The sequence below is a fragment of the Bacillus sp. A01H genome (assembly GCF_045277205.1).
Lineage (GTDB): Bacteria > Bacillota > Bacilli > Bacillales > Bacillaceae_G > Bacillus_A > Bacillus_A paranthracis.
In genome coordinates, this window is sequence record NZ_CP117702.1 from 1,397,926 (window position 1) to 1,417,949 (window position 20,024).

Sequence of the window (20,024 nt, forward strand, 5' to 3'; positions counted from 1 at the left end):
CCAAGGAACAAGCTAGAAATCTTCATTGTTACTTTTTAGTTGCTGAAAACTTCAATTTCTAGTTTATCTTGACGGAAGTTATACTTCACGTCTAAAGCGTGTGAAACAATTAGTTCTTGCTCAGCTTTGTGAGCGAATGGATCGCCGCCAGATGGGCTAGAGCTATCTGGGCGTCCAATATAACCTGTTTTCACTTTATCTCCAGCTAGTTCGAACAGAATTGGAGCCATGTAATGCCATGCGCCCATATTACGAGGCTCTTCTTGAACCCAAATAATTTCTTCTAAGTTTTTAAAGCGTTTAATAATAGATTGAACTTTCTCAGCAGGGAATGGGTACAACTGTTCAATACGAACGATATGAATTTCATCTAAGTTGTACTCATGCTTACCAGACTCGATTTCTGCTGCTAAGTCAATCGCCATTTTACCTGTACTTAAAACAAGACGTTTTACTTTGTTTGGTTTCATGCCAAGGTTTTCTTGTTCTAAAGCAGGTTGGAAACGTCCTTCGCTTAACTGACTAGCAGTTGAAAGCGTAAGTGGGTGACGTAATAAACTTTTCGGCGTCATCAATACTAATGGTCGAACAGCTTCTGTTCCTAAGATAGATGCTTGACGACGCAGGATATGGAAATATTGTGCCGCGCTCGTTAAGTTTGCAACTGTCCAGTTGTTCTCAGCAGCTAACTGTAAGAAACGTTCAGGACGCGCACTAGAGTGCTCTGGCCCTTGACCTTCATAACCGTGTGGTAATAGAAGAACTAAACCAGATTTTTGACCCCATTTTGCTCTTCCAGCTGAAACATATTGATCAAATAATGCTTGCGCAGTATTTGAGAAGTCACCATATTGCGCTTCCCACATAACAAGCGTTTCTGGAGCGAATACGTTATAACCATACTCGTAACCAACAACAGCAGCTTCTGATAATGGACTGTTATGAACAGAGAATGAAGCGTTGATGTTTGGTAAGCGATGTAATGGTGAATATGTTTCATTTGTATCCGTATCGTGTAATACGATGTGACGATGCGCGAATGTACCACGCTGTGAATCTTGACCAGTTAAACGAATTGGTGTACCTTCTTGTAAAATAGAAGCAAATGCTAATGATTCAGCAAGTGCCCATTCAATTTTACCGTTCTCTTCAAGAGCGTCTTTACGGCGCTCAAGAATTTTCTTCACTTTCGGATATACGTTAAAGCCTTCTGGCCAAGATAGCAGACCTTCATTAATTGCACGAAGTGAATCAAGCTCAACACCAGTATCAATTGACTGAATGCCCTTTGCAACGACATCTGGCACTTTAACGTGAATTGTTGCATCGCTCGTATCAGCTGGCGGTACTTGTGCATAGTCAGATTTTAATTGCTCTTGCGTAAACTGTGTAATTGTTTCAATTTCATCTGCATTTAGAACACCAGCAGCTTGTAATTGATCTGCATAAATTGCTCTTACAGTTGGGTGATTTTTAATCTTTTTGTACACTTGTGGTTGTGTAACTGCTGGATCATCCATTTCGTTATGACCGTAGCGGCGGTAACCAATTAAATCGATTAAGAAATCTTTTTTGAACAACATGCGATATTGAATCGCAAGATTAGCAGCAGCAAGACAAGCTTCCGGATCATCAGCATTGACGTGAACAATCGGAATATCGAAACCTTTTGCAAGGTCACTTGAATATTTCGTAGAACGAGAATCATAGCTATCAGTCGTAAAACCAACTGCATTGTTTGCGATAACATGAATTGTTCCGCCTGTTTGATATGCATTCAATCTGCTTAAGTTGAGTGTCTCAGATACAATACCTTGACCAGGGAATGCAGCATCACCGTGAACTAAAATTACGAATGATTTTGAAGTATCTTGTTCTGGAAGACCAGATTTTTTACGATTTTCTTGAGCCGCACGTGCGAAACCTTCTACAACAGGATTCACGAACTCAAGGTGACTTGGGTTATTTGCTAATGTAACGCGAGTACTAACTTCTTCGTTACTAACGACTTGTTCTCTACCTAAATGGTATTTTACGTCGCCAGTCCAACCAGAGTTTGCTACTGCGCCTTCTATTTTTGCATGTTTGAACTCAGCAAACATGTGACTATATGGTTTTTCTAATACGTGTGCAAGTACGCTTAGGCGACCGCGGTGAGCCATACCAATCATGACATCTTCTACGCCGTTTTTAGCACCTTCTAGCACAATTTCATCTAGAACGGGTACAAGCATATCAACGCCCTCGATAGAGAAACGCTTTTGCCCAACGAATGTTTTATGCAAGAATTGCTCGAAACCTTCAACAGCTGTTAAACGTTTTAAAAGAGCAGTTCGTTTTTGATTTGATAGTGGTTGACGCAATGAATTTGATTCCACCATTTGATGCAACCACGCGCGTTCTTCACTATCTTGTATATGAGAAAATTCATAAGCTAAAGTTTGTGTATACACTTCTTTTAATCTATGAATTACATCAAGTGCAGTGTGAATACCTTCTGGTGCATCTTGCCATACTGTTTTTGCTGGAATCGCTTTCAAATCAGCGTCGCTCAGTTCGTTCATTGCTTTCTCAAGAAGAGATTGTCCATTTGCAGCATCCTCCATCGGATTGATGTGAGCCAACGTATGCCCGAAAGAACGAATCTGTTCAACAAGCTGAACGACTTTAAGAATCTTTTCAATGTTACCTGTGTTTTGAGGAGAAAAATGTGTTGCTGTGTTGTCCCCTGTTACGACATCATCTTGAAACGAAGGAGCTCCAAAAATTTCAAAAAGCTCTTGTAATTCCGGATCAACAGAACCTGCTCCAGTTACGTAAAGATCATACTGCTCAATAACATAACCAAGGTTCGGACCGTGGAACTTGGCCCAAGGGTTTGTCGTTGTATTCTTCCTCGTCATTTGTTTAAACCTCCCAATGCATATAATCCTTTTTCCATACAAAAAGGTGCATTTTGCTCTTTTCAATAATTGATGAACCAATAATCAATGTAAATGTTTTTCTTTACTCTTATGTTATTACAATAATTTACATAATACCAAACACTATTACTTATCTGTTTTGTAAAAAAACATTCACAATAACTTATCACCCAAGTTAATCTTTCATGTTATAAAGTAATTTTACAGAAAAATAGGGGGGATATATTTGGTATACCTATACGAATAACTAAAATTGTTGCATGTAAATATAAGTATAATAGTTAGAATGTTTCGATAAAAATAAGTTCGAATTATGTATATTGAAATAATAAGCGCTTTCATTGATATTATACAACAATATAACGGAATATAGTATAAAAAATAAAAAATTATGAATTTAGCGTAAACTTTATTTAGATAGTGTTAAATATTGAAAGGAAAGTGAAGGATTTCTACAAAAAAAGTTGCTAAACATAAAAAATGCTTCATAAACAGTTAGTTTCTATAAATATGACGAAAAACACCGTAAAACCAATAACACATTTCGCCGAATAAAGGGATAAATGAAATATTTTAAAAGGATAAAACAAATATGGAGATATTAAATTTTAAAAAAAGAGAGGAGGAGATATAGTAACTGTTAGTTACAGTGTTCCGTATTTTGTTTCAAAATAGACGTGCTGAAATTAAAAAGTTTCTTCTATATAAATAGAACGAAAAATAAACAAAACAGATGTAAAGGAAACTTGACGTAAAGTTTCCTTTACGTATATCCTCGTTATAAGGAAGGAGGGAGAAATTTCCTTGGAAAATAAAATGGTCGAATACCGAAAAAAATTTGGACTATCTCAAGAAAAATTGGCTGAGAAACTTGGCGTTTCCAGACAAACCATCATTTCAATTGAAAAGGGAAAATACGATCCGTCACTTCCGTTAGCATTTGAAATCGCGAAAACATTTCAGACAACGATAGAACATGTATTTATTTATGAAGGAAAAGAAGGGGAGGAATAAAGATGAACTATTCACAAAAGTACTTCGTTATCATGGGAATTATTTTTCTATTCATGAGTGGATTTATGATATTAACAGGTATAATGACGCATTCCGCACCGCCAGAAGCAACTTATCCATTACTTGGTATGATGATTATGTGTTTTTGCTTAAGTTATTTACACCCACAATTTAAAGAAAAAGATGAGCGAATGAAACTTATTCGTTATAAAGGAATGTTCTTCAGCTTTTTTGCATTAACAGCGTATTATCTTCTTTTCTCTATCGGCTTAAACTTAAAAATACTTACACTATCTGCTACTGAACTATTGAACATACTAATGGCACTTACAATGAGTACAGTTTTTATCTCGTTTGTTGTTTTGGCAAAAAGATATTAAGATGGAAAAAAGAAAGGAAGATTAACATATGCAAATGATGTATGCTTTTGGCATTGGGCTTGTATTATTTTTAGCCGTATTCTTATTTATTCGGAAAGACGTGCAAGGCGGGACGTTAACGAAAAGAGGTTTTTATAAAATGATCGGCTGTTTAGTTGTTATGTTTATAGCGATTATCGTAATGATCGTTTTAATAAATCGGTCACTATAGAATATAAAAATGGAACCTTACATCAGTAAGGTTTTTCTTTTTTGTATAAAATCGGAAAATTCCCACGATATCCATTTACTGCATATAATGGATATTATATAATTTAATAAAATGATAGATAGGGAGAATAGTATATGAATAAAAAAACTATCTTCTTTTTATTAATATGTCTATTACTTGTAGCTAGTACTACTTATATAATATGTAACAAACGAGAACAAGTGCCACCTATGTTAGTATGGGAGGGGCAAGAATATTATGTTACGAATGAACCTGCCAAAGCAGAAGAAGTCGGGCAAAGGCTAGGAGAAGTAACAAAGAAAATTGAAACAAGTGAAAAACCTATTAAAAATAGTGAATCCAACATAGTACAGGAAAAAACAGAAGTATTCACAATGATAGAAGAAGAAAAAGGTCCCCACTCATCTTTAATCATAAAGGAGCCTGATGGTGAAGAATATAGAATTGTGAGGCCAATGTTAAAAGTATTATAAAGTGAAAAGGAGATTCCTATGCAGACAGTAACTTCATATCCATGGTCGTTAAGAAAAACGTTTGTCTTTTTCCTTTGTTTTATCCTTCCACCAATCGGTGCAATCTACATTGTAATGAATAGAGGGGCACTACAAAAGAGAGACTTCATTTTATACGTATTATTTGCTGCTATTAATATATCGCTTTGGTTGTCACTTATGATTTTTGATCGGGGCGTGTGGCTGGTGTCGGGGCATTATGTGCTTGGAGCAATTGTAATTGTTTTTTCGAATATAAATAAGAGATAACCTAGCAATTTTAAAGTTGCTGGGTTTTATTTTGCTATTTATAATGAAGAAACAAATTTTTAATAGAGAGTAGTGAGCGTTATGAGATGGAAAGAGGGAACGTTTGAGGAAATTGAAACGAATGACTCATCTATTGAGAAACTCATACATACATTCAAGGAACAAAACGTAAATGGCGGAGCGGTTATAAGCTGTTTTAAAGTACATAATGAAAATTTTTTCAAAGAAATACCACATTTGAAAGATGGATACGATCACTTCTTTAGAAGAATCTTCAACTCTTTAGATATAATGCATAACTTAGAAGAGTTAAAAATACATACGTCAGAAAAATATAAGTTTCATTTTGAAGAACATCTGGCAGTCATGCTTGATGGTAGCATTGCCGCGCAAATTTTGTGGGGCGGAGCATATGAAACATTTAAGGAACGACCAGTTATCGCAAAGCAATTAGCAGTCAATGTATGCCAATATATGTTCCAAGATCGATACGAAGATATTAAAGTTTTTGAAAGCTATCACCCTTGGACAGATTGGTTTTATGATGTTGCGTGGGATGTTACTTGGATGGTGTTGGATAGTAGGGAGCAGAAAATGTGGTTAGTTTGTGCTACTGATACGGATTGATAGATGGGAGAAGTTTTATGCCAATGGTCTTTGCTAGTGCTTTTAGCAAAGATAGAGGTGGTGACTAGAAAATCGTTGCAGATGATAACTTGAAAGAAGTATTGTTTGCCAATGCGAAGTCTTTGGAGAAGAGGTTTGGTGGGAAGTGATTGATTTAGATAAAAAAGAGAAGCCATATCACGTAGAAAGTTGATATGGTTTCTCTTTTTTTATGACCCCGGAGAGGCTCGAACTCACGACCTCCACCCTGTCAAGGTGGCGCTCTCCCTGCTGAGCTACGGGATCTTCAAAAATACTTATGTAATAGCATCTTTACTCATTATGTTAAAGCAATTATATATAATTAACTGAAATTTTACAATATTTTTATAGTAATCTTTTGAACAGGAAGAATTTGGAGTCAATTTAGTAGTGTATTAAGGAATATATAGGTAGGGAATGTAATGAAAAGTGGGTTAAAATAGAGCGGTTATATTATTTTTTTCGATACCAATCCAAAGGACCTTCATCACTCAAATGAACAAGAAAAGGGAATAAGAAGTGTAAAGGTAAGCTTAAAAGTTCTGGCATAGCATTTACGGTCTTCTTTGATAAATATTGCCTTCCGAAACAATACGGACAATCTTTTTCAAATGTTACGAGTATCGACCATACATCTTTTACTTTCCATTTCGTTTTACAATACGTACAGTGCGCCATGAAGTTCCTCCTCGGTTTTAGATATTTTCTAATATATTCCATTTCATTGTAATAAATTCAAGTGTATTTCGTGTGATAAAATGTGAGTTTTTTATAAAAAGATAATAAAGCTATTAAATTTTATCACACGAAACAAGCATACCCTCGTCCTAAATCCAGACCGGGAGTATGCTTGCTTAATTTTCAATATAGTGTACCGCATTGTATTCAACATATACCAATAAAGCTAAGGTTTATTCAATGATCGTGTCCGATTGGTGAGGGTTAATTATATGTCCAGCTGTTTACACATTGCCCAAATAACTTCGCGTTAAGTTTGGAAGAATAATTTTTCCATTCTTACTGTATTTATCGAATAACTCTGATAGGAGAAGAACAAAGCTTTTATACTCTTCGTCATTTTCTTTCGGAGCATAGGACGCTGATAAATTCCTTCCTAAAAAGCCTTCATAATCAAAAAGTAAATCATTTTGATATTCTTTAAACTCGTATTTTCCATCTTTAAAAAAGCTGTTAAACATTTCTGGAGTTTCATCTATTCCACCGCTAAAGCCTTTAAAGGTTGGACAGGTTTTCTGGCAAATTTCTGCGTTCTCTTTAATAAGTGGACTAGTTACATCTCTACTATTCCAAACAAGAGCAACGTTTGCTTTTTGTTTCAAAATTCGTTGGCATTCGATTTTGAAAGCTTCTTTATCAAACCAATGAAATGCTTGAGCAACAGTTACTAAATCCACACTATTTTCTTTTAAAGTGGTATTTTCGGCAGTTGCTTTTATTGATTGAAAATGAGGATATCGTTTTAACGAGTGCTCTGCCATTTTTCTCATGTCGTCATTTGGCTCAACGCCAATAACATGTAAACCACTTTCAAGCAGCTGGCAGCTAAATATCCCTGTACCTGAACCAATATCGGCCACAATTTGATTCTCATTTAATTCGTTAGCTGAAAGCAAATACTCAATATATTCATTGGGATAACTAGGTCGATATTTCGCATATATATCGGCCTTGTCAGTAAAATTTTCTGTTGTTTTCACCTTACTACCTTCTTTCCAGCAATATTATGTATAGAAATAGGAACCAAATAGTAATTTCCGCATCAATCTCTAAGTCTACAACGTAAAAGTTCATCTAAATGGAGCTACCTTAGTGCTCTTATTCAAATTATACTATTTTGCGTGATATCTTCCAAAAGACCATGATTTTTTATTCATCTAAATGGTTTAATTGTTGAATAATATGACCATTTGTATATGGAACGAGAGGTATGTAGGATAAGCGATTTCCATTTTCAATATCTAAATTGGCCAATATATCCTTTTTACAATTTACTTAAAATCATGTATAACAGAGATACAAGATTATTTTATAAATATTCAAAAGTAAAGGGAGAATTATCGTAATGGTAAGGAAAACGTTCAAGATGCGCGTATCTAAAAATAGAACGATTTCAATTAATGGCTCAATTCTTGATGTGGATGTTACACATGATGAGTTTTTGCAAGAGTTTGTTGAGTGGGTCGATTCTAAAGGTTGGTCGTTTATGGGGATGACCGATGAGATTACACCTGAGGAAGCTAGTCAAAATTTAATAGATTCATTGATTGATGAGAAGGATAAGAAAGAATAATTCTTTCTTATTTTTTATTGTATATTTATGTTCTTCATCGTAAAAGTATGATATAGTAAAAAACAGTGAATATTCTTCCAATTTAATGCAAATTACATATAGATTGGTAGATTCAATTTTTAAACTGTGAGAGTATAGTGAAAAGGGAGAGTCATATGGTAAATTTAAAGAAAATTTTGGCTTTTGTTACCGTTATTTGTTTATTTTTTTTGACACCTATGACGTTACGTGCTGAGACGAATATTGGAGTGAATCCAGAACAAGTGGCGCCACCACCTAAGGAAGGACCAAATGTTTTTAGTCAGTTTGCAACTACAATTGATGCGAAAACCGGAGATATTTTGTATGATAAAAACGCACATCACCGTGCATTTCCGGCTAGTATGACGAAAGTGTTAACGGCGATTTTACTTATGGAACATACGAAGCCAGAGGATCAATTTACATTTTCACAATTAGCATTAGATCAAGAGAAGAGTAATTATCAAATTGAGTTTCAACCTGGTGAGACGATTAATAGAAATACTGCACTTATGATTTTAATGGTGCTGAGTGCAAATGATGTGTCGTATGCGATTGCGGAGCGTATTGGCGGAAGTGTTGAGAATTTCGCTAATATGATGAATGAGAGAGCGAAGCAATTAGGCGCTACCGACAGTCATTTTGTAACACCAAACGGATTGCATGATCCGAATCATTATACTACGCCATATGATATGGCTATGATTACGAGAGGTGTGCAAAAGTATCCTGAAATTTTACAAGCGATGAATACGAAAAGAACGACAGTTACGACATCTAGGCAGACGGTGTCTATTTTTAATAAATCTACTTATTTTGAAAATCCATATAGTATTGGTGGTAAGACAGGTTTTACAAATGAAGCGCGCAATACACTCGTTTTATTAAATGAGAAGGATGGAAATCGTATTATAAATGTAGTAATGGCTTCTCAAAGACCTGAAATTTATGAAGATTTAAAGCAGATGGCGGACTATTCTTTCGGTCAATTTGTGAAGCAAACTGTACTGGATAAACATAGTTGGCATCAAAAGACAACGTATTTAAATAAAGATATTGATAGTGAGCTTGAAAAAAGTGCAGAACTAATGCTTAAGAAAGATGAAGGGAAAAATGTGAAGACGACGTTCCGGGCGGCTACATTAGATAAAGATTCTTTGTATCATAAAGGAATCCATCGCGGTGAGGTAGTTGGGGCAGTTGATATTACGAAAAATAATCAAACAATTGCGACGGTAAATGTTCTTTCAAAAGAAGATGTTACTTTTGCGATGCCTAAAAAAGATACGGCTACGCCTGAAGTAAAAGAATCAAATGTGAAAATAATAAGCATTGGGATAGGAGCTGCTGTACTATTTGGAGCTATTTTATTTGTAGTGCTACGCCGAAATACAACAGGAATGAAATCAGAAGAAAAATAAATTACTAATTAAAAGGCAGTTCAGCATGAACTGCCTTTTTTATTTTTAAAATAACTAATAATTGTAAATCTTCTTATTGCATTTTTAGTTTGTTCGTTATATTATTTAGTTGTGTTCTTGTTAAAGAACAAAAATGAATATTGCATACTTCAAATAATATAAAACAACGGAGAGGAAGAGAAACGATGAAATTAATTTGGAAGGTGATTAGCAACGTTATCTCATTTGTTTTATTTGCGTTGATGGTTTGCTTAGCTTTTGTAGTTATTTCTTCAAAAGCGAGTGGTGGTGATCCAACGGTAATGGGATATCAATTTAAGAGTGTTCTTTCAGGATCGATGGAGCCAACATTTTTAACAGGATCAATCATTGCGATAGAGCCGACGAAAGATGGTTCTAAATATCAAAAAGGTGATGTTATTACCTTTAAAGAGAAAGATGAAAAAATTATCACTCACCGTATTATCGGTGTGAAAGATATAAATGGAAAAGTAATGTATGAAACAAAAGGGGATAACAACAACGGCGCTGATTTAGAACCAGTACTTGCGGAGAATGTCATTGGAAAATACGCGGATATTACAGTTCCTTATGCAGGGTATGCATTAAATTATGCAAATTCAAAAGCGGGAGCTGCTTTACTTCTTATTATTCCAGGAGTCTTTTTATTAGGATATTCCGCTATTACTATTTTTGGTGCTATTCGTAGCATAGACGGAGAAAAGAAAGAGAAAAAAGTAGAACAATCTGTCTAGTTCATTTGGTTATACTTTCCGTTTAGGAAGTTGACAAATATATAAATCAAGGGGATATGGACATGACTTTAAAGAAAAAATTAGGAATGGGTATCGCATCAGCAGTATTAGGAGCAGCGTTAGTTGGCGGAGGAACGTTTGCGTTTTTCAGTGATAAAGAAGTGTCAAACAATACATTTGCGGCTGGTACGCTTGATTTAGCATTAAATCCATCAACAGTTGTTAATGTATCGAATTTAAAGCCTGGTGATACAGTCGAAAAAGAATTCAAATTAGAAAATAAAGGGACATTAGATATTAAAAAAGTACTACTAAAAACAGATTACAATGTAGAAGATGTGAAGAAAGATAATAAAGATGATTTTGGTAAACATATTAAAGTAACATTCTTAAAAAATGTAGACAAGCATGAAACAATCGTAAAGGAAACAACGCTAGATAAATTGAAGGGTGACACACTTACTGCGGTAAATAACGATTTAGCTGCTTGGTTCTGGGATGAAAAAGGTATTTCTGCAGGTAAGTCTGATAAATTCAAAGTGAAATTTGAGTTCGTTGATAATAAAAAAGATCAAAATGAATTCCAGGGGGATAAGCTACAATTAACTTGGACGTTTGATGCACAACAAGGTGAAGCTGAAGGAAAATAATAAGGACAAGAAAAAGAGACTATCAAAAATGATAGTCTCTTTTTTGCTAAAAGTGAAATATAAAAAGAAACATAATTTTTATATCATTTTGTAATTCACTTTATTATAATAAAGATATAGTTCTTGATAAAGAACAAGTTGTTCGATAGGAGAGATTAAAATGCTGAAGCAACCGCGTAAATTCAAAAAGATGCTTATATTGCCATGTTTGTGTTCTATTACTTTTTATTTAGGCTCTCAAATGATGACTTATACAGAAGCAGCTTTCGTTCATGAAACGAAAGTAGCGGCTACTATTTCTACAGCAAGTATTTTTCCAAAAACAGTTGATCAATTAATAGAACAAGCTAAGCAGCATAAGGAAGTTATTTTGCATGAGTACGAAGGGATGAAATCAAAATTAAATGTTAGATCCACTCAGGAATTAGAACAGGCGCTTGTTATATGGAAGCAAGGGCGTGAGAAGATAGCTACTGAGAGAGAATCGTTACAAAAAGTATATAAATCAATAGAAGAACCTTATAATCAAGTACAAGAAGAGTTAAAAGGAAATACAACTGAATCGAATAAGCAAGTATTCTCGTATGTGAATGCTGGCTTCCATATAGTAAAAGAAAACTGTGAGTATATTGATAAAGAAGTTAATTTACAAGTGATTGATAAACAAATTCAAGATTTTGAGAAGTTACTAGTAGATGAAACAGCAAAACAAGTGAGTGAGGCTGAGAAGCAAAAAGAACTAGAAGAGAAGAAACAAGAAGAAGCAAAAAAACTAGAAGAGAAAAAACAAGAGGAAGCGAAAAAACTAGAAGAGAAGAAACAAGAAGAAGCAAAAAAACTAGAAGAGAAGAAACAAGAGGAAGCGAAAAAGCTAGAAGAGAAGAAGAAACAAGAGGAAGCAAAAAATCAAGAAGAGAGTAAGAAACAAGAATAGCAAGTAAAATACAGCAACATATAGAGCGAATAGCGGTTATACAGCCGAATAGGTGAGAGAGCATTGCGACTCACCTATTCGGCTGTATCCTCTTTATTTTAACGATACATGTAAAAATCTAGAAGATAGGAGAAAACTAGTTGACAGTATGATAGTGAAGGAGAATAATTAGTTTAAATATTAATTCGCATTTTTTATTTCTCAATATTTTTTGGAAATTTCAGAATAATATTGAGAAATAAAAATAACTGAAAATATTAATAAATATTTGTTGTATTTATATAGGTTTGTTCGTTATAATGAACATAAGGTTTTTAAAAAAGAACAAATATTAGCTAATGCTAATATAGTTTTAGTTACATCTCTTATTTTAAATAAGAGATAGCAATAAAAATATAAAAAAACAGCTAGGGGGAATTGATTGTGAGTCTGAAAAAGAAATTAGGTATGGGAGTTGCATCAGCAGCATTGGGGTTATCTTTAATTGGTGGAGGAACATTCGCATACTTTAGCGATAAAGAAGTATCGAATAATACATTTGCGGCTGGGACGTTAGATCTTACATTAGACCCTACAACGCTTGTAGATATTAAAGATTTAAAACCAGGGGATTCTGTTAAGAAAGAGTTCTTATTAAAGAATAGCGGTTCATTAACAATTAAAGACGTTAAACTAGCGACAAAGTATACTGTGAAAGATGCAAAGGGCGATAATGCTGGTGAAGACTTTGGTAAGCACGTTAAAGTGAAATTCCTTTGGAACTGGGATAAACAAAGTGAGCCTGTATATGAAACAACTTTAGCAGACTTACAAAAAACTGATCCAGATCTTTTAGCTAAAGACATTTTTGCTCCTGAGTGGGGAGAAAAGGGTGGATTAGAAGCTGGTACAGAGGATTATTTATGGGTACAATTTGAATTTGTAGATGATGGAAAAGACCAAAATATCTTCCAAGGTGATTCATTGAATTTAGAATGGACGTTCAATGCTAACCAAGAAGCTGGAGAAGAAAAATAATAAAAAAGCGGGTATCCCCCGCTTTTTTTTATAAAGAAAAAAGAAGTGCCGATTGTAAGCACTTCTTTCTATTTATTATTTTTGATCTTGCTTCCATTTTGTAAATTCAAGAAATTCACGAAACTGTTCTTTGGAGACGCCGGAGTTCATTGCATCTTTAACGAGTTGTGTCCATTCGGAGTCTAAGTGATTTTCCTTTGTTGTTTCATCATGAAGTAGAGTATCAACTGGAATTTGTAGAACTGCTGCAATTTTTTCAAGAAACTGAATGGAAGGGTTTTTTTGTAAATTTCGTTCTATAGAACTAATGTAAGATTTAGCAACACCAGCTTTTTCGGCAAGTTCAGTTAATGAAATACCTTTTTGTAAACGCAGGCGTTTTATACGTTCTCCAATCATATTTGCGCACCTTTCTATCAATATGTCGTCGTCTTATGATGTCATTATTATAACATAAACTTCGCTAAAAAGAACAAACCTATTGAGCCTGGCTTGATGGTTTCATACGTTGGAAAAAATGTTCGATATCTTGCAGAGCGATACCAGCGTCTAGAGCTTCAAGTATTAAATCAATCCATTCTTGATCCAATGCGTCAGTCTTATCTTTGTACAAATGTAATTCCTCCCTAATTATCGGTCATAACTGCTGCTACAGAATACGTGATAATACAATCAGATTTTGTATTTATGTAGTGAATTATCAAATATTTTGTAGATAAAACAAAGATAAAATCCCCATTAAATTCCCTCTATGGCGATTATAAAGTTTCTGACAAATATTTTCAATATTTTCAGAAAACATTGTTGAATTGTGATATATTCGTATGCTAACTATGAAATTTTTACAAATATATTAAAAACATTACATAATATGACTAAATATTGAAAAAATATTGAATTTTTAATAAAATTCAATTTGTAATACATATTATTTATTAGGGGAGGAAATAAGGGATGAACAAGAAACCGTTCAAAGTTTTATCATCGATCGCTTTGACAGCTGTATTAGGTCTTTCATTCGGAGCAGGTGGTCAGTCTGCATATGCTGAAACGCCTGTTAATAAGACAGCTACGAGCCCAGTTGATGATCATTTAATTCCGGAAGAACGTTTAGCAGATGCTCTAAAAAAACGTGGGGTAATTGATTCGAAGGCTTCAGAGACAGAAACAAAGAAAGCTGTCGAAAAATACGTAGAGAACAAAAAGGGTGAAAATCCTGGGAAAGAAGTATCAAATGGGGACCCACTTACGAAAGAAGCATCGGACTTTTTAAAGAAAGTGAAAGATGCAAAAGCAGATACGAAAGAAAAGTTAGACAAACCAGCAACAGGCACACCAGCAGCGACAGGACCAGTTAAAGGTGGTCTAAATGGTAAAGTACCAACATCTCCGGCAAAGCAAAAAGCGTATAACGGTGATGTTCGTAAAGATAAAGTACTCGTTTTACTTGTAGAGTACGCTGACTTTAAACATAACAATATCGATAAAGAACCTGGTTATATGTATTCGGAAGACTTTAACAAAGAACATTATGAAAAAATGTTATTCGGTAATGAGCCATTCACATTAGATGACGGAAGTGAAATCGAAACGTTTAAACAATATTATGAAGAGCAATCTGGCGGTAGTTATACAGTAGACGGAACAGTTACAAAATGGTTAACAGTTCCTGGTAAAGCTGCTGATTACGGTGCAGATGCTGCGAGCGGTGGTCATGATAATAAAGGGCCAAAAGGACCTCGTGATTTAGTAAAAGATGCATTAAAAGCAGCTGTAGATAGCGGCATTGATTTATCAGAGTTTGACCAGTTCGATCAATACGATGTAAATGGTGATGGAAATCAAAATCAACCGGACGGTTTAATCGATCACTTAATGATTATTCATGCGGGTGTTGGACAAGAAGCAGGTGGTGGTAAATTAGGTGACGATGCAATCTGGTCACATCGCTGGACTGTTGGACCAAAGCCATTCCCAATTGAAGGCACGCAAGCAAAAGTTCCATATTGGGGCGGAAAGATTGCAGCATTTGACTACACAATTGAACCAGAAGATGGAGCGGTTGGTGTATTCGCACATGAATATGGTCATGATTTAGGCCTTCCGGATGAGTACGATACACAATATAGCGGTCAAGGTGAGCCAATTGAAGCTTGGTCTGTTATGAGTGGCGGAAGCTGGGCTGGTAAAATTGCAGGAACAACGCCAACAAGTTTCTCACCGCAAAATAAAGAGTTTTTCCAAAAAACAATCGGTGGTAACTGGGCAAATATCGTAGAAGTAGATTACGAGAAATTAAATAAAGGTATCGGTTTAGCGACATATTTAGACCAAAGTGTTACGAAATCTAACCGCCCAGGTATGATTCGTGTTAACTTACCTGATAAAGATGTAAAAACAATTGATCCTGCATTTGGAAAACAGTATTACTACAGCACAAAAGGTGACGATCTTCATACGAAGATGGAAACACCACTGTTCGATTTAACGAATGCAACGACTGCAAAATTTGATTTCAAATCATTATATGAAATCGAAGCAGAGTATGACTTCCTTGAAGTACATGCTGTAACAGAAGATGGTCAACAAACGTTAATTGAAAGACTTGGTGAGAAAGCTAATAGTGGAAATGCAGATTCGACAAATGGAAAATGGATTGACAAATCATATGACTTAAGCCAATTCAAAGGTAAGAAAGTAAAATTAACATTTGATTACATTACTGATGGTGGTTTAGCATTAAATGGATTTGCGCTTGATAATGCTTCATTAACAGTAGATGGTAAAGTAGTATTCTCTGATGATGCAGAAGGGACACCACAATTAAAATTAGACGGCTTCGTTGTATCTAACGGAACTGAGAAGAAAAAACATAACTATTATGTAGAGTGGAGAAACTATGCTGGTGCAGATAACGCATTGAAATTTGCACGCGGTCCAGTATTTAACACTGGTATGGTTGTATGGTATGCGGATTCAGCTTACACAGATAACTGGGTTGGCGTACATCCAGGACACGGTTTCCTTGGCGTAGTTGATTCTCACCCAGAAGCAATTGTAGGAACTTTAAATGGTAAACCGACAGTTAAGAGTAGTACACGATTCCAAATTGCTGATGCGGCGTTCTCATTCGACAAAACACCAGCTTGGAAAGTTGTATCTCCAACGCGTGGAACATTTACGTATGATGGCTTAGCGGGTGTACCGAAGTTTGATGATTCAAAAACATATATTAATCAACAGATTCCAGATGCAGGACGTATTTTACCGAACCTTGGCCTGAAGTTTGAAGTAGTAGGACAAGCTGATGATAATTCTGCAGGTGCTGTTCGTTTATATCGTTAATACAGTAAAACTACCGAGAGATTTTCTTTCGGTAGTTTTTTTGTGAGCAATGAATTTTATATACAAAAAGAAATTATATATAATGTAACTTTACGAATAGAAATTTATTATATATGAAGTCTATATAAATAATGAAAGAATTGGATAAAAATAGTGGGAGAAGGTGAATGAATGAGTGTTTCTTCTATTGTAAATAAACAAAAGGAATATTTTTATAATGGCCATACGAGAAGTGTAGAAGTGAGAAAGAATAATTTGAAGAAGCTTTATGAAGGCATTCAGCGTTTTGAAGAAGAAATATTTCAGGCGTTAAAATTAGATTTAAATAAGTCAGTTCATGAGTCATTTACAACGGAAGTGGGATATGTATTAAAAGAAATCTCTTTTCAATTGAAGCATATTTCATCGTGGAGTAAACCGAAGCGTGTTCGAACAGCACTTACTCATTTTGGATCAAAGGGGAAAGTAGTGCCTGAACCGTACGGTGTGACACTTATTATTGCACCGTGGAACTATCCGTTTCAATTAGCAATTGCACCGCTTGTAGGAGCTCTAGCAGCTGGAAATACAATCGTTTTAAAACCGTCGGAGTTAACGCCAAACGTTTCCAAAGTGATTACAAGGATGTTAGAGGATTTATTCCAAGAAGAGCTTGTAGCGGTAGTAGAAGGCGGCGTTGAAGAGAGTACAGCTTTGCTGAAAGAACCATTTGATTATATTTTCTTCACAGGTAGTGTGGGCGTTGGGAAAGTTGTCATGGAAGCAGCAGCAAAACAGTTGACGCCGCTTACGTTAGAACTTGGCGGGAAAAGTCCATGTATTGTACATAAAGATGCGAAAGTAGATGTAACGGCAAGAAGGATTGTGTGGGGAAAGTTTTTAAATGCAGGGCAAACGTGTGTAGCGCCTGATTATATGTATGTGCATGCTTCCGTGAAAGAACAGTTAATTGAAGCGTTGCGACATGAAATTGAGGAGCAGTATGGAAAAGAGCCACTGCACAATGATAATTATGTAAGAATTGTGAGTGAGCGTCATTTTGAACGTTTATGTACGTTTTTGAAAGATGGTAAAACTGTAATTGGCGGGAACCATAAAAAAGAGACTTTACATATAGAACCAACAGTGTTAACTAATGTTACATGGAAAAGTTCCGTTATGGAAGATGAAATTTTTGGTCCGATTTTACCAATCATAGAGTATGACAATATAGAAGATGTAATTGGCACAATCCAGCAACATCCGAAGCCGTTAGCGTTATATGTATTTTCTGAAGATAAAGAGGTACAAAAGAAAGTGACGAGTAATATTTCATATGGCGGAGGCTGTATTAATGATGTCGTCTATCATCTTGCAACGCCATATTTACCTTTTGGTGGCGTCGGAAGTAGTGGATTAGGGAGTTATCATGGGGAAGAAAGTTTTCGGACTTTTTCACATTATAAAAGCATTTTAGCCCAATCTACGGCATTCGATATGAAAATTCGCTACTCTTCTACAAAAAGTGCTTTAAAATTCATACGAAAGTTGTTAAAATGATGATGGTGTTTATCAGTAGGCGTAGCCGTATGATAAAAGCCCCTTCGCAATGGAAGGGGTTTTTCTGTTCGACATTATGTATCATGCGAAAATGAATCAAACATACTACATAAAGAATAGAAGTGAACGCTTGCTAAATAACCATTTTTGTTTGGATCGAAACAAAAAATAGTCTATAGAACATAAATATGTATTCATGAATATAAAAATTTAAATTTGAGGTAGATAGGACGGGAAAATGAAAAAGATTATTAAAGTTGAAGCAGTAGAAAAACATTTTGGAAATCAAGTGATTATCCCACCGCTTTCTTTAGATATTAAAGAAGGGGAATTTTTAACGATTTTAGGGCCGAGTGGTTGCGGGAAAACGACGTTACTTCGTATGATCGCAGGATTTGAAACTCCAACTAAAGGGAATCTTTTGTTAGATGATGAAAAGATTAACGATTTGCCACCATATAAGCGTCATATGAACTTAGTGTTTCAACACTATGCGTTATTCCCACATATGAATGTGGAGAAAAATATTTGTTTCGGTATGAAAATGCAGAAAGTACCGGCAGCAGAGCAAAAAGAGCGTGCTGAAGAGGCAATGCGTTTAACGCAGTTACTTGAGTTCCGTAATCGTAAACCTGCAAAGCTTTCTGGTGGACAGCAGCAGCGTGTAGCAATTGCGAGAGCGATTGTAAATAACCCGCGTGTATTATTACTAGACGAGCCACTTGGAGCATTAGACTTTAAGTTAAGAAAAGACTTGCAACGTGAATTGAAAAACTTACAACGTAATTTAGGAATTACGTTCATATACGTAACGCACGACCAAGAAGAAGCGATGAGCATGAGTGATCGTATCGTTGTTATGAATAAAGGCCATATTGAACAAATCGGAACGCCGAAAGAAATTTATAATAAGCCGAAAACGTTGTTCGTTGCGACATTTATCGGTGAAAATAATATTGTGAAAAACGGGGAAGGCTATGTAGCAATTCGCCCTGAAAATGTAAAAGTGCGTTCGGTTGAAGAGCAGATTTTAAAAGAATACCACCTTGGACATATTGAAGACATTGAGTTTGTTGGAAATATGGAAAAGCTTTATGTACGTGATGAGAAAACATCAGAATTACTAATGGCATATCAAACTGCTGAAGAAGCAGCGCAGTGGAGCATTGGAGATAATGTATACGTAGGCTGGGAGCAAGAGGACGAGGTGACCTTAAATTGAAAAAAGGGAAATTACTCGCACTACCTACAGTCGCGTGGCTGTTAATATTCTTCCTAATTCCCCTTCTGTTTGTATTGGCATTTGCCTTCATGCAGCGCGGAGCATATGGGACAGTGGAAATGCAATTTACATTAGAGAACATAGCACGTGTATTTGACCCCTTATATATGGGGACGTTATGGGAAACAGTGAAAATTGCGGTTATCACGACAGTAATATGTTTACTGATCGGTTATCCATTTGCATATACAATTACAATTGTTGATCGTAAATATCGTTCCATTCTTTTATTATTGGCAACGATCCCGTTTTGGATTAACTTCCTTGTTCGTTCTTACGCATGGATTGTTATTTTACGTTCACAAGGTCTTGTAAACACATTGCTATTGAAGCTAGGTATTATTAGTGAGCCTTTAAATTTATTATATAATACACCTTCTGTAATACTTGGGATGGTATATTCTTTATTACCATTTATGATTTTACCAGTGTATGCAGCGATTGAGCAGCTTGATAAGCGTAAGCTAGAAGCAGCTTATGATTTAGGAGCAACACCAGTAAAAGCATTTTGGAATGTTACAGTACCAATGACGATGTCAGGGATTGCTACCGGTTCTATTTTAGTGTTTGTTTCTTCTATCGGAATGTTTGTTGTATCAGACGTTATGGGTGGATCGAAAGTAGCATTAATCGGAAACGTAATTCAAAATCAATTCTTAGGAGCGCGTGATTGGCCGTTTGGATCTGCGTTATCTATGATTGTTGTTCTATTCTCTGTTCTGTTAATTTACTTATATTATCGTGCAACGAAAGTATATAAATATGATGGGAACGGAGGGGAATAGGCAAA

The 20,024-nt window shown here is 35.4% G+C and carries 21 protein-coding genes and 1 tRNA gene; 16 read left to right on the forward strand and 6 right to left on the reverse strand.

The window, feature by feature from the left end:
* Positions 1-35: 35 nt before the first annotated feature.
* Positions 36-2,903, reverse strand: a complete 2,868-nt coding sequence (gene odhA, locus PSR14_RS07425) for a 2-oxoglutarate dehydrogenase E1 component (RefSeq protein ID WP_098487018.1) — start codon at positions 2,901-2,903, stop codon at positions 36-38.
* 825 nt (positions 2,904-3,728) lie between these two features.
* Between odhA and PSR14_RS07430 the strand changes: the two genes are divergently transcribed.
* From PSR14_RS07430 to PSR14_RS07455, 6 genes are all read left to right on the forward strand, one after another.
* A complete protein-coding gene (locus PSR14_RS07430) occupies positions 3,729-3,938 on the forward strand; it encodes a helix-turn-helix transcriptional regulator (protein ID WP_000428510.1) in 210 nt (69 codons plus the stop codon).
* A gap of 2 nt (positions 3,939-3,940) precedes the next feature.
* Positions 3,941-4,318 (forward strand): hypothetical protein, encoded by a 378-nt coding sequence (locus tag PSR14_RS07435; protein WP_001109908.1) that lies wholly within the window; start codon positions 3,941-3,943, stop codon positions 4,316-4,318.
* A gap of 28 nt (positions 4,319-4,346) precedes the next feature.
* Positions 4,347-4,529 (forward strand): DUF3976 domain-containing protein, encoded by a 183-nt coding sequence (locus tag PSR14_RS07440; protein WP_001178301.1) that lies wholly within the window; start codon positions 4,347-4,349, stop codon positions 4,527-4,529.
* A gap of 134 nt (positions 4,530-4,663) precedes the next feature.
* Complete coding sequence (locus tag PSR14_RS07445) at positions 4,664-5,023, forward strand: hypothetical protein (protein ID WP_095842670.1); 360 nt, start codon at positions 4,664-4,666, stop codon at positions 5,021-5,023.
* An 18-nt stretch (positions 5,024-5,041) separates the two neighbouring features.
* Positions 5,042-5,311 (forward strand): hypothetical protein, encoded by a 270-nt coding sequence (locus PSR14_RS07450; RefSeq protein ID WP_001195388.1) that lies wholly within the window; start codon positions 5,042-5,044, stop codon positions 5,309-5,311.
* An 81-nt stretch (positions 5,312-5,392) separates the two neighbouring features.
* Positions 5,393-5,938, forward strand: coding sequence for a hypothetical protein (locus tag PSR14_RS07455; RefSeq protein WP_113732393.1), 546 nt, complete (start codon positions 5,393-5,395; stop codon positions 5,936-5,938).
* Between the two features lie 212 nt (positions 5,939-6,150).
* On the opposite strand, the gene PSR14_RS07460 is transcribed toward PSR14_RS07455, so the two are convergent.
* The 3 genes from PSR14_RS07460 to PSR14_RS07470 all read right to left on the reverse strand — a co-directional run bounded on the left by PSR14_RS07460 (position 6,151) and on the right by PSR14_RS07470 (position 7,677).
* Positions 6,151-6,223, reverse strand: a tRNA-Val gene (locus PSR14_RS07460).
* A gap of 189 nt (positions 6,224-6,412) precedes the next feature.
* Positions 6,413-6,637: a hypothetical protein gene (locus tag PSR14_RS07465; protein ID WP_000929655.1), complete on the reverse strand. Its 225-nt coding sequence runs from the start codon at positions 6,635-6,637 to the stop codon at positions 6,413-6,415.
* Positions 6,638-6,921: 284 nt separating this feature from the next.
* Positions 6,922-7,677 (reverse strand): class I SAM-dependent methyltransferase, encoded by a 756-nt coding sequence (locus PSR14_RS07470; RefSeq protein WP_000858642.1) that lies wholly within the window; start codon positions 7,675-7,677, stop codon positions 6,922-6,924.
* A 365-nt stretch (positions 7,678-8,042) separates the two neighbouring features.
* On the opposite strand from PSR14_RS07470, the gene PSR14_RS07475 reads away from it, so the two are divergent.
* The 6 genes from PSR14_RS07475 to calY all read left to right on the forward strand — a co-directional run bounded on the left by PSR14_RS07475 (position 8,043) and on the right by calY (position 13,068).
* On the forward strand, positions 8,043-8,270 hold the full coding sequence (locus tag PSR14_RS07475) for a hypothetical protein (RefSeq protein ID WP_000251858.1): 228 nt from the start codon (positions 8,043-8,045) through the stop codon (positions 8,268-8,270).
* Between the two features lie 155 nt (positions 8,271-8,425).
* Positions 8,426-9,712, forward strand: coding sequence for a D-alanyl-D-alanine carboxypeptidase family protein (locus PSR14_RS07480; protein ID WP_000247652.1), 1,287 nt, complete (start codon positions 8,426-8,428; stop codon positions 9,710-9,712).
* Between the two features lie 185 nt (positions 9,713-9,897).
* On the forward strand, positions 9,898-10,467 hold the full coding sequence (sipW, locus tag PSR14_RS07485) for a signal peptidase I SipW (RefSeq protein WP_000767809.1): 570 nt from the start codon (positions 9,898-9,900) through the stop codon (positions 10,465-10,467).
* 62 nt (positions 10,468-10,529) lie between these two features.
* Complete coding sequence (locus tag PSR14_RS07490) at positions 10,530-11,117, forward strand: CalY family protein (protein ID WP_000172834.1); 588 nt, start codon at positions 10,530-10,532, stop codon at positions 11,115-11,117.
* Positions 11,118-11,277: 160 nt separating this feature from the next.
* Positions 11,278-12,051 carry a DUF4047 domain-containing protein gene (locus PSR14_RS07495; protein WP_098487017.1) on the forward strand — a complete coding sequence of 258 codons (774 nt, stop codon included), beginning with the start codon at positions 11,278-11,280 and terminating at the stop codon, positions 12,049-12,051.
* Between the two features lie 423 nt (positions 12,052-12,474).
* Entirely contained in the window at positions 12,475-13,068 is a 594-nt protein-coding gene (gene calY, locus PSR14_RS07500; RefSeq protein WP_000053740.1) for a biofilm matrix protein CalY, read from the forward strand.
* A 75-nt stretch (positions 13,069-13,143) separates the two neighbouring features.
* Here the strand turns inward: calY and PSR14_RS07505 are convergent, their stop codons facing one another.
* Both PSR14_RS07505 and PSR14_RS07510 read right to left on the reverse strand, forming a co-directional pair.
* Complete coding sequence (locus PSR14_RS07505; protein ID WP_000578880.1) at positions 13,144-13,467, reverse strand: helix-turn-helix domain-containing protein; 324 nt, start codon at positions 13,465-13,467, stop codon at positions 13,144-13,146.
* Positions 13,468-13,546: 79 nt separating this feature from the next.
* The gene (locus tag PSR14_RS07510; protein ID WP_000276217.1) at positions 13,547-13,681 is read right to left on the reverse strand and encodes an anti-repressor SinI family protein; all 135 of its coding nucleotides are present in this window, start codon (positions 13,679-13,681) and stop codon (positions 13,547-13,549) included.
* Positions 13,682-14,022: 341 nt separating this feature from the next.
* Between PSR14_RS07510 and inhA1 the strand changes: the two genes are divergently transcribed.
* The 4 genes from inhA1 (at position 14,023) to potB (ending at position 20,019) form a co-directional block, all read left to right on the forward strand.
* A complete protein-coding gene (gene inhA1, locus PSR14_RS07515) occupies positions 14,023-16,413 on the forward strand; it encodes a M6 family metalloprotease immune inhibitor InhA1 (protein WP_001035918.1) in 2,391 nt (796 codons plus the stop codon).
* A 171-nt stretch (positions 16,414-16,584) separates the two neighbouring features.
* A complete protein-coding gene (locus PSR14_RS07520) occupies positions 16,585-17,952 on the forward strand; it encodes an aldehyde dehydrogenase (RefSeq protein WP_000116809.1) in 1,368 nt (455 codons plus the stop codon).
* 238 nt (positions 17,953-18,190) lie between these two features.
* Positions 18,191-19,174 (forward strand): spermidine/putrescine ABC transporter ATP-binding protein PotA, encoded by a 984-nt coding sequence (potA, locus tag PSR14_RS07525; RefSeq protein WP_000720320.1) that lies wholly within the window; start codon positions 18,191-18,193, stop codon positions 19,172-19,174.
* Complete coding sequence (potB, locus tag PSR14_RS07530; RefSeq protein ID WP_000715494.1) at positions 19,171-20,019, forward strand: spermidine/putrescine ABC transporter permease PotB; 849 nt, start codon at positions 19,171-19,173, stop codon at positions 20,017-20,019. Before potA ends, potB begins: the two co-directional genes overlap by 4 nt.
* Positions 20,020-20,024 lie beyond the last annotated feature (5 nt).

Excerpts from the sequence above, each read along its gene's own strand:
- odhA (WP_098487018.1), bottom strand. The coding sequence starts at position 2,903 with ATGACGAGGAAGAATACAACGACAAACCCTTGGGCCAAGTTCCACGGT.
- PSR14_RS07435 (WP_001109908.1), top strand. The coding sequence starts at position 3,941 with ATGAACTATTCACAAAAGTACTTCGTTATCATGGGAATTATTTTTCTA.
- PSR14_RS07440 (WP_001178301.1), top strand. The coding sequence starts at position 4,347 with ATGCAAATGATGTATGCTTTTGGCATTGGGCTTGTATTATTTTTAGCC.
- PSR14_RS07445 (WP_095842670.1), top strand. The coding sequence starts at position 4,664 with ATGAATAAAAAAACTATCTTCTTTTTATTAATATGTCTATTACTTGTA.
- PSR14_RS07450 (WP_001195388.1), top strand. The coding sequence starts at position 5,042 with ATGCAGACAGTAACTTCATATCCATGGTCGTTAAGAAAAACGTTTGTC.
- PSR14_RS07455 (WP_113732393.1), top strand. The coding sequence starts at position 5,393 with ATGAGATGGAAAGAGGGAACGTTTGAGGAAATTGAAACGAATGACTCA.
- PSR14_RS07465 (WP_000929655.1), bottom strand. The coding sequence starts at position 6,637 with ATGGCGCACTGTACGTATTGTAAAACGAAATGGAAAGTAAAAGATGTA.
- PSR14_RS07475 (WP_000251858.1), top strand. The coding sequence starts at position 8,043 with ATGGTAAGGAAAACGTTCAAGATGCGCGTATCTAAAAATAGAACGATT.
- PSR14_RS07480 (WP_000247652.1), top strand. The coding sequence starts at position 8,426 with ATGGTAAATTTAAAGAAAATTTTGGCTTTTGTTACCGTTATTTGTTTA.
- sipW (WP_000767809.1), top strand. The coding sequence starts at position 9,898 with ATGAAATTAATTTGGAAGGTGATTAGCAACGTTATCTCATTTGTTTTA.
- PSR14_RS07490 (WP_000172834.1), top strand. The coding sequence starts at position 10,530 with ATGACTTTAAAGAAAAAATTAGGAATGGGTATCGCATCAGCAGTATTA.
- PSR14_RS07495 (WP_098487017.1), top strand. The coding sequence starts at position 11,278 with ATGCTGAAGCAACCGCGTAAATTCAAAAAGATGCTTATATTGCCATGT.
- PSR14_RS07505 (WP_000578880.1), bottom strand. The coding sequence starts at position 13,467 with ATGATTGGAGAACGTATAAAACGCCTGCGTTTACAAAAAGGTATTTCA.
- inhA1 (WP_001035918.1), top strand. The coding sequence starts at position 14,023 with ATGAACAAGAAACCGTTCAAAGTTTTATCATCGATCGCTTTGACAGCT.
- PSR14_RS07520 (WP_000116809.1), top strand. The coding sequence starts at position 16,585 with ATGAGTGTTTCTTCTATTGTAAATAAACAAAAGGAATATTTTTATAAT.
- potA (WP_000720320.1), top strand. The coding sequence starts at position 18,191 with ATGAAAAAGATTATTAAAGTTGAAGCAGTAGAAAAACATTTTGGAAAT.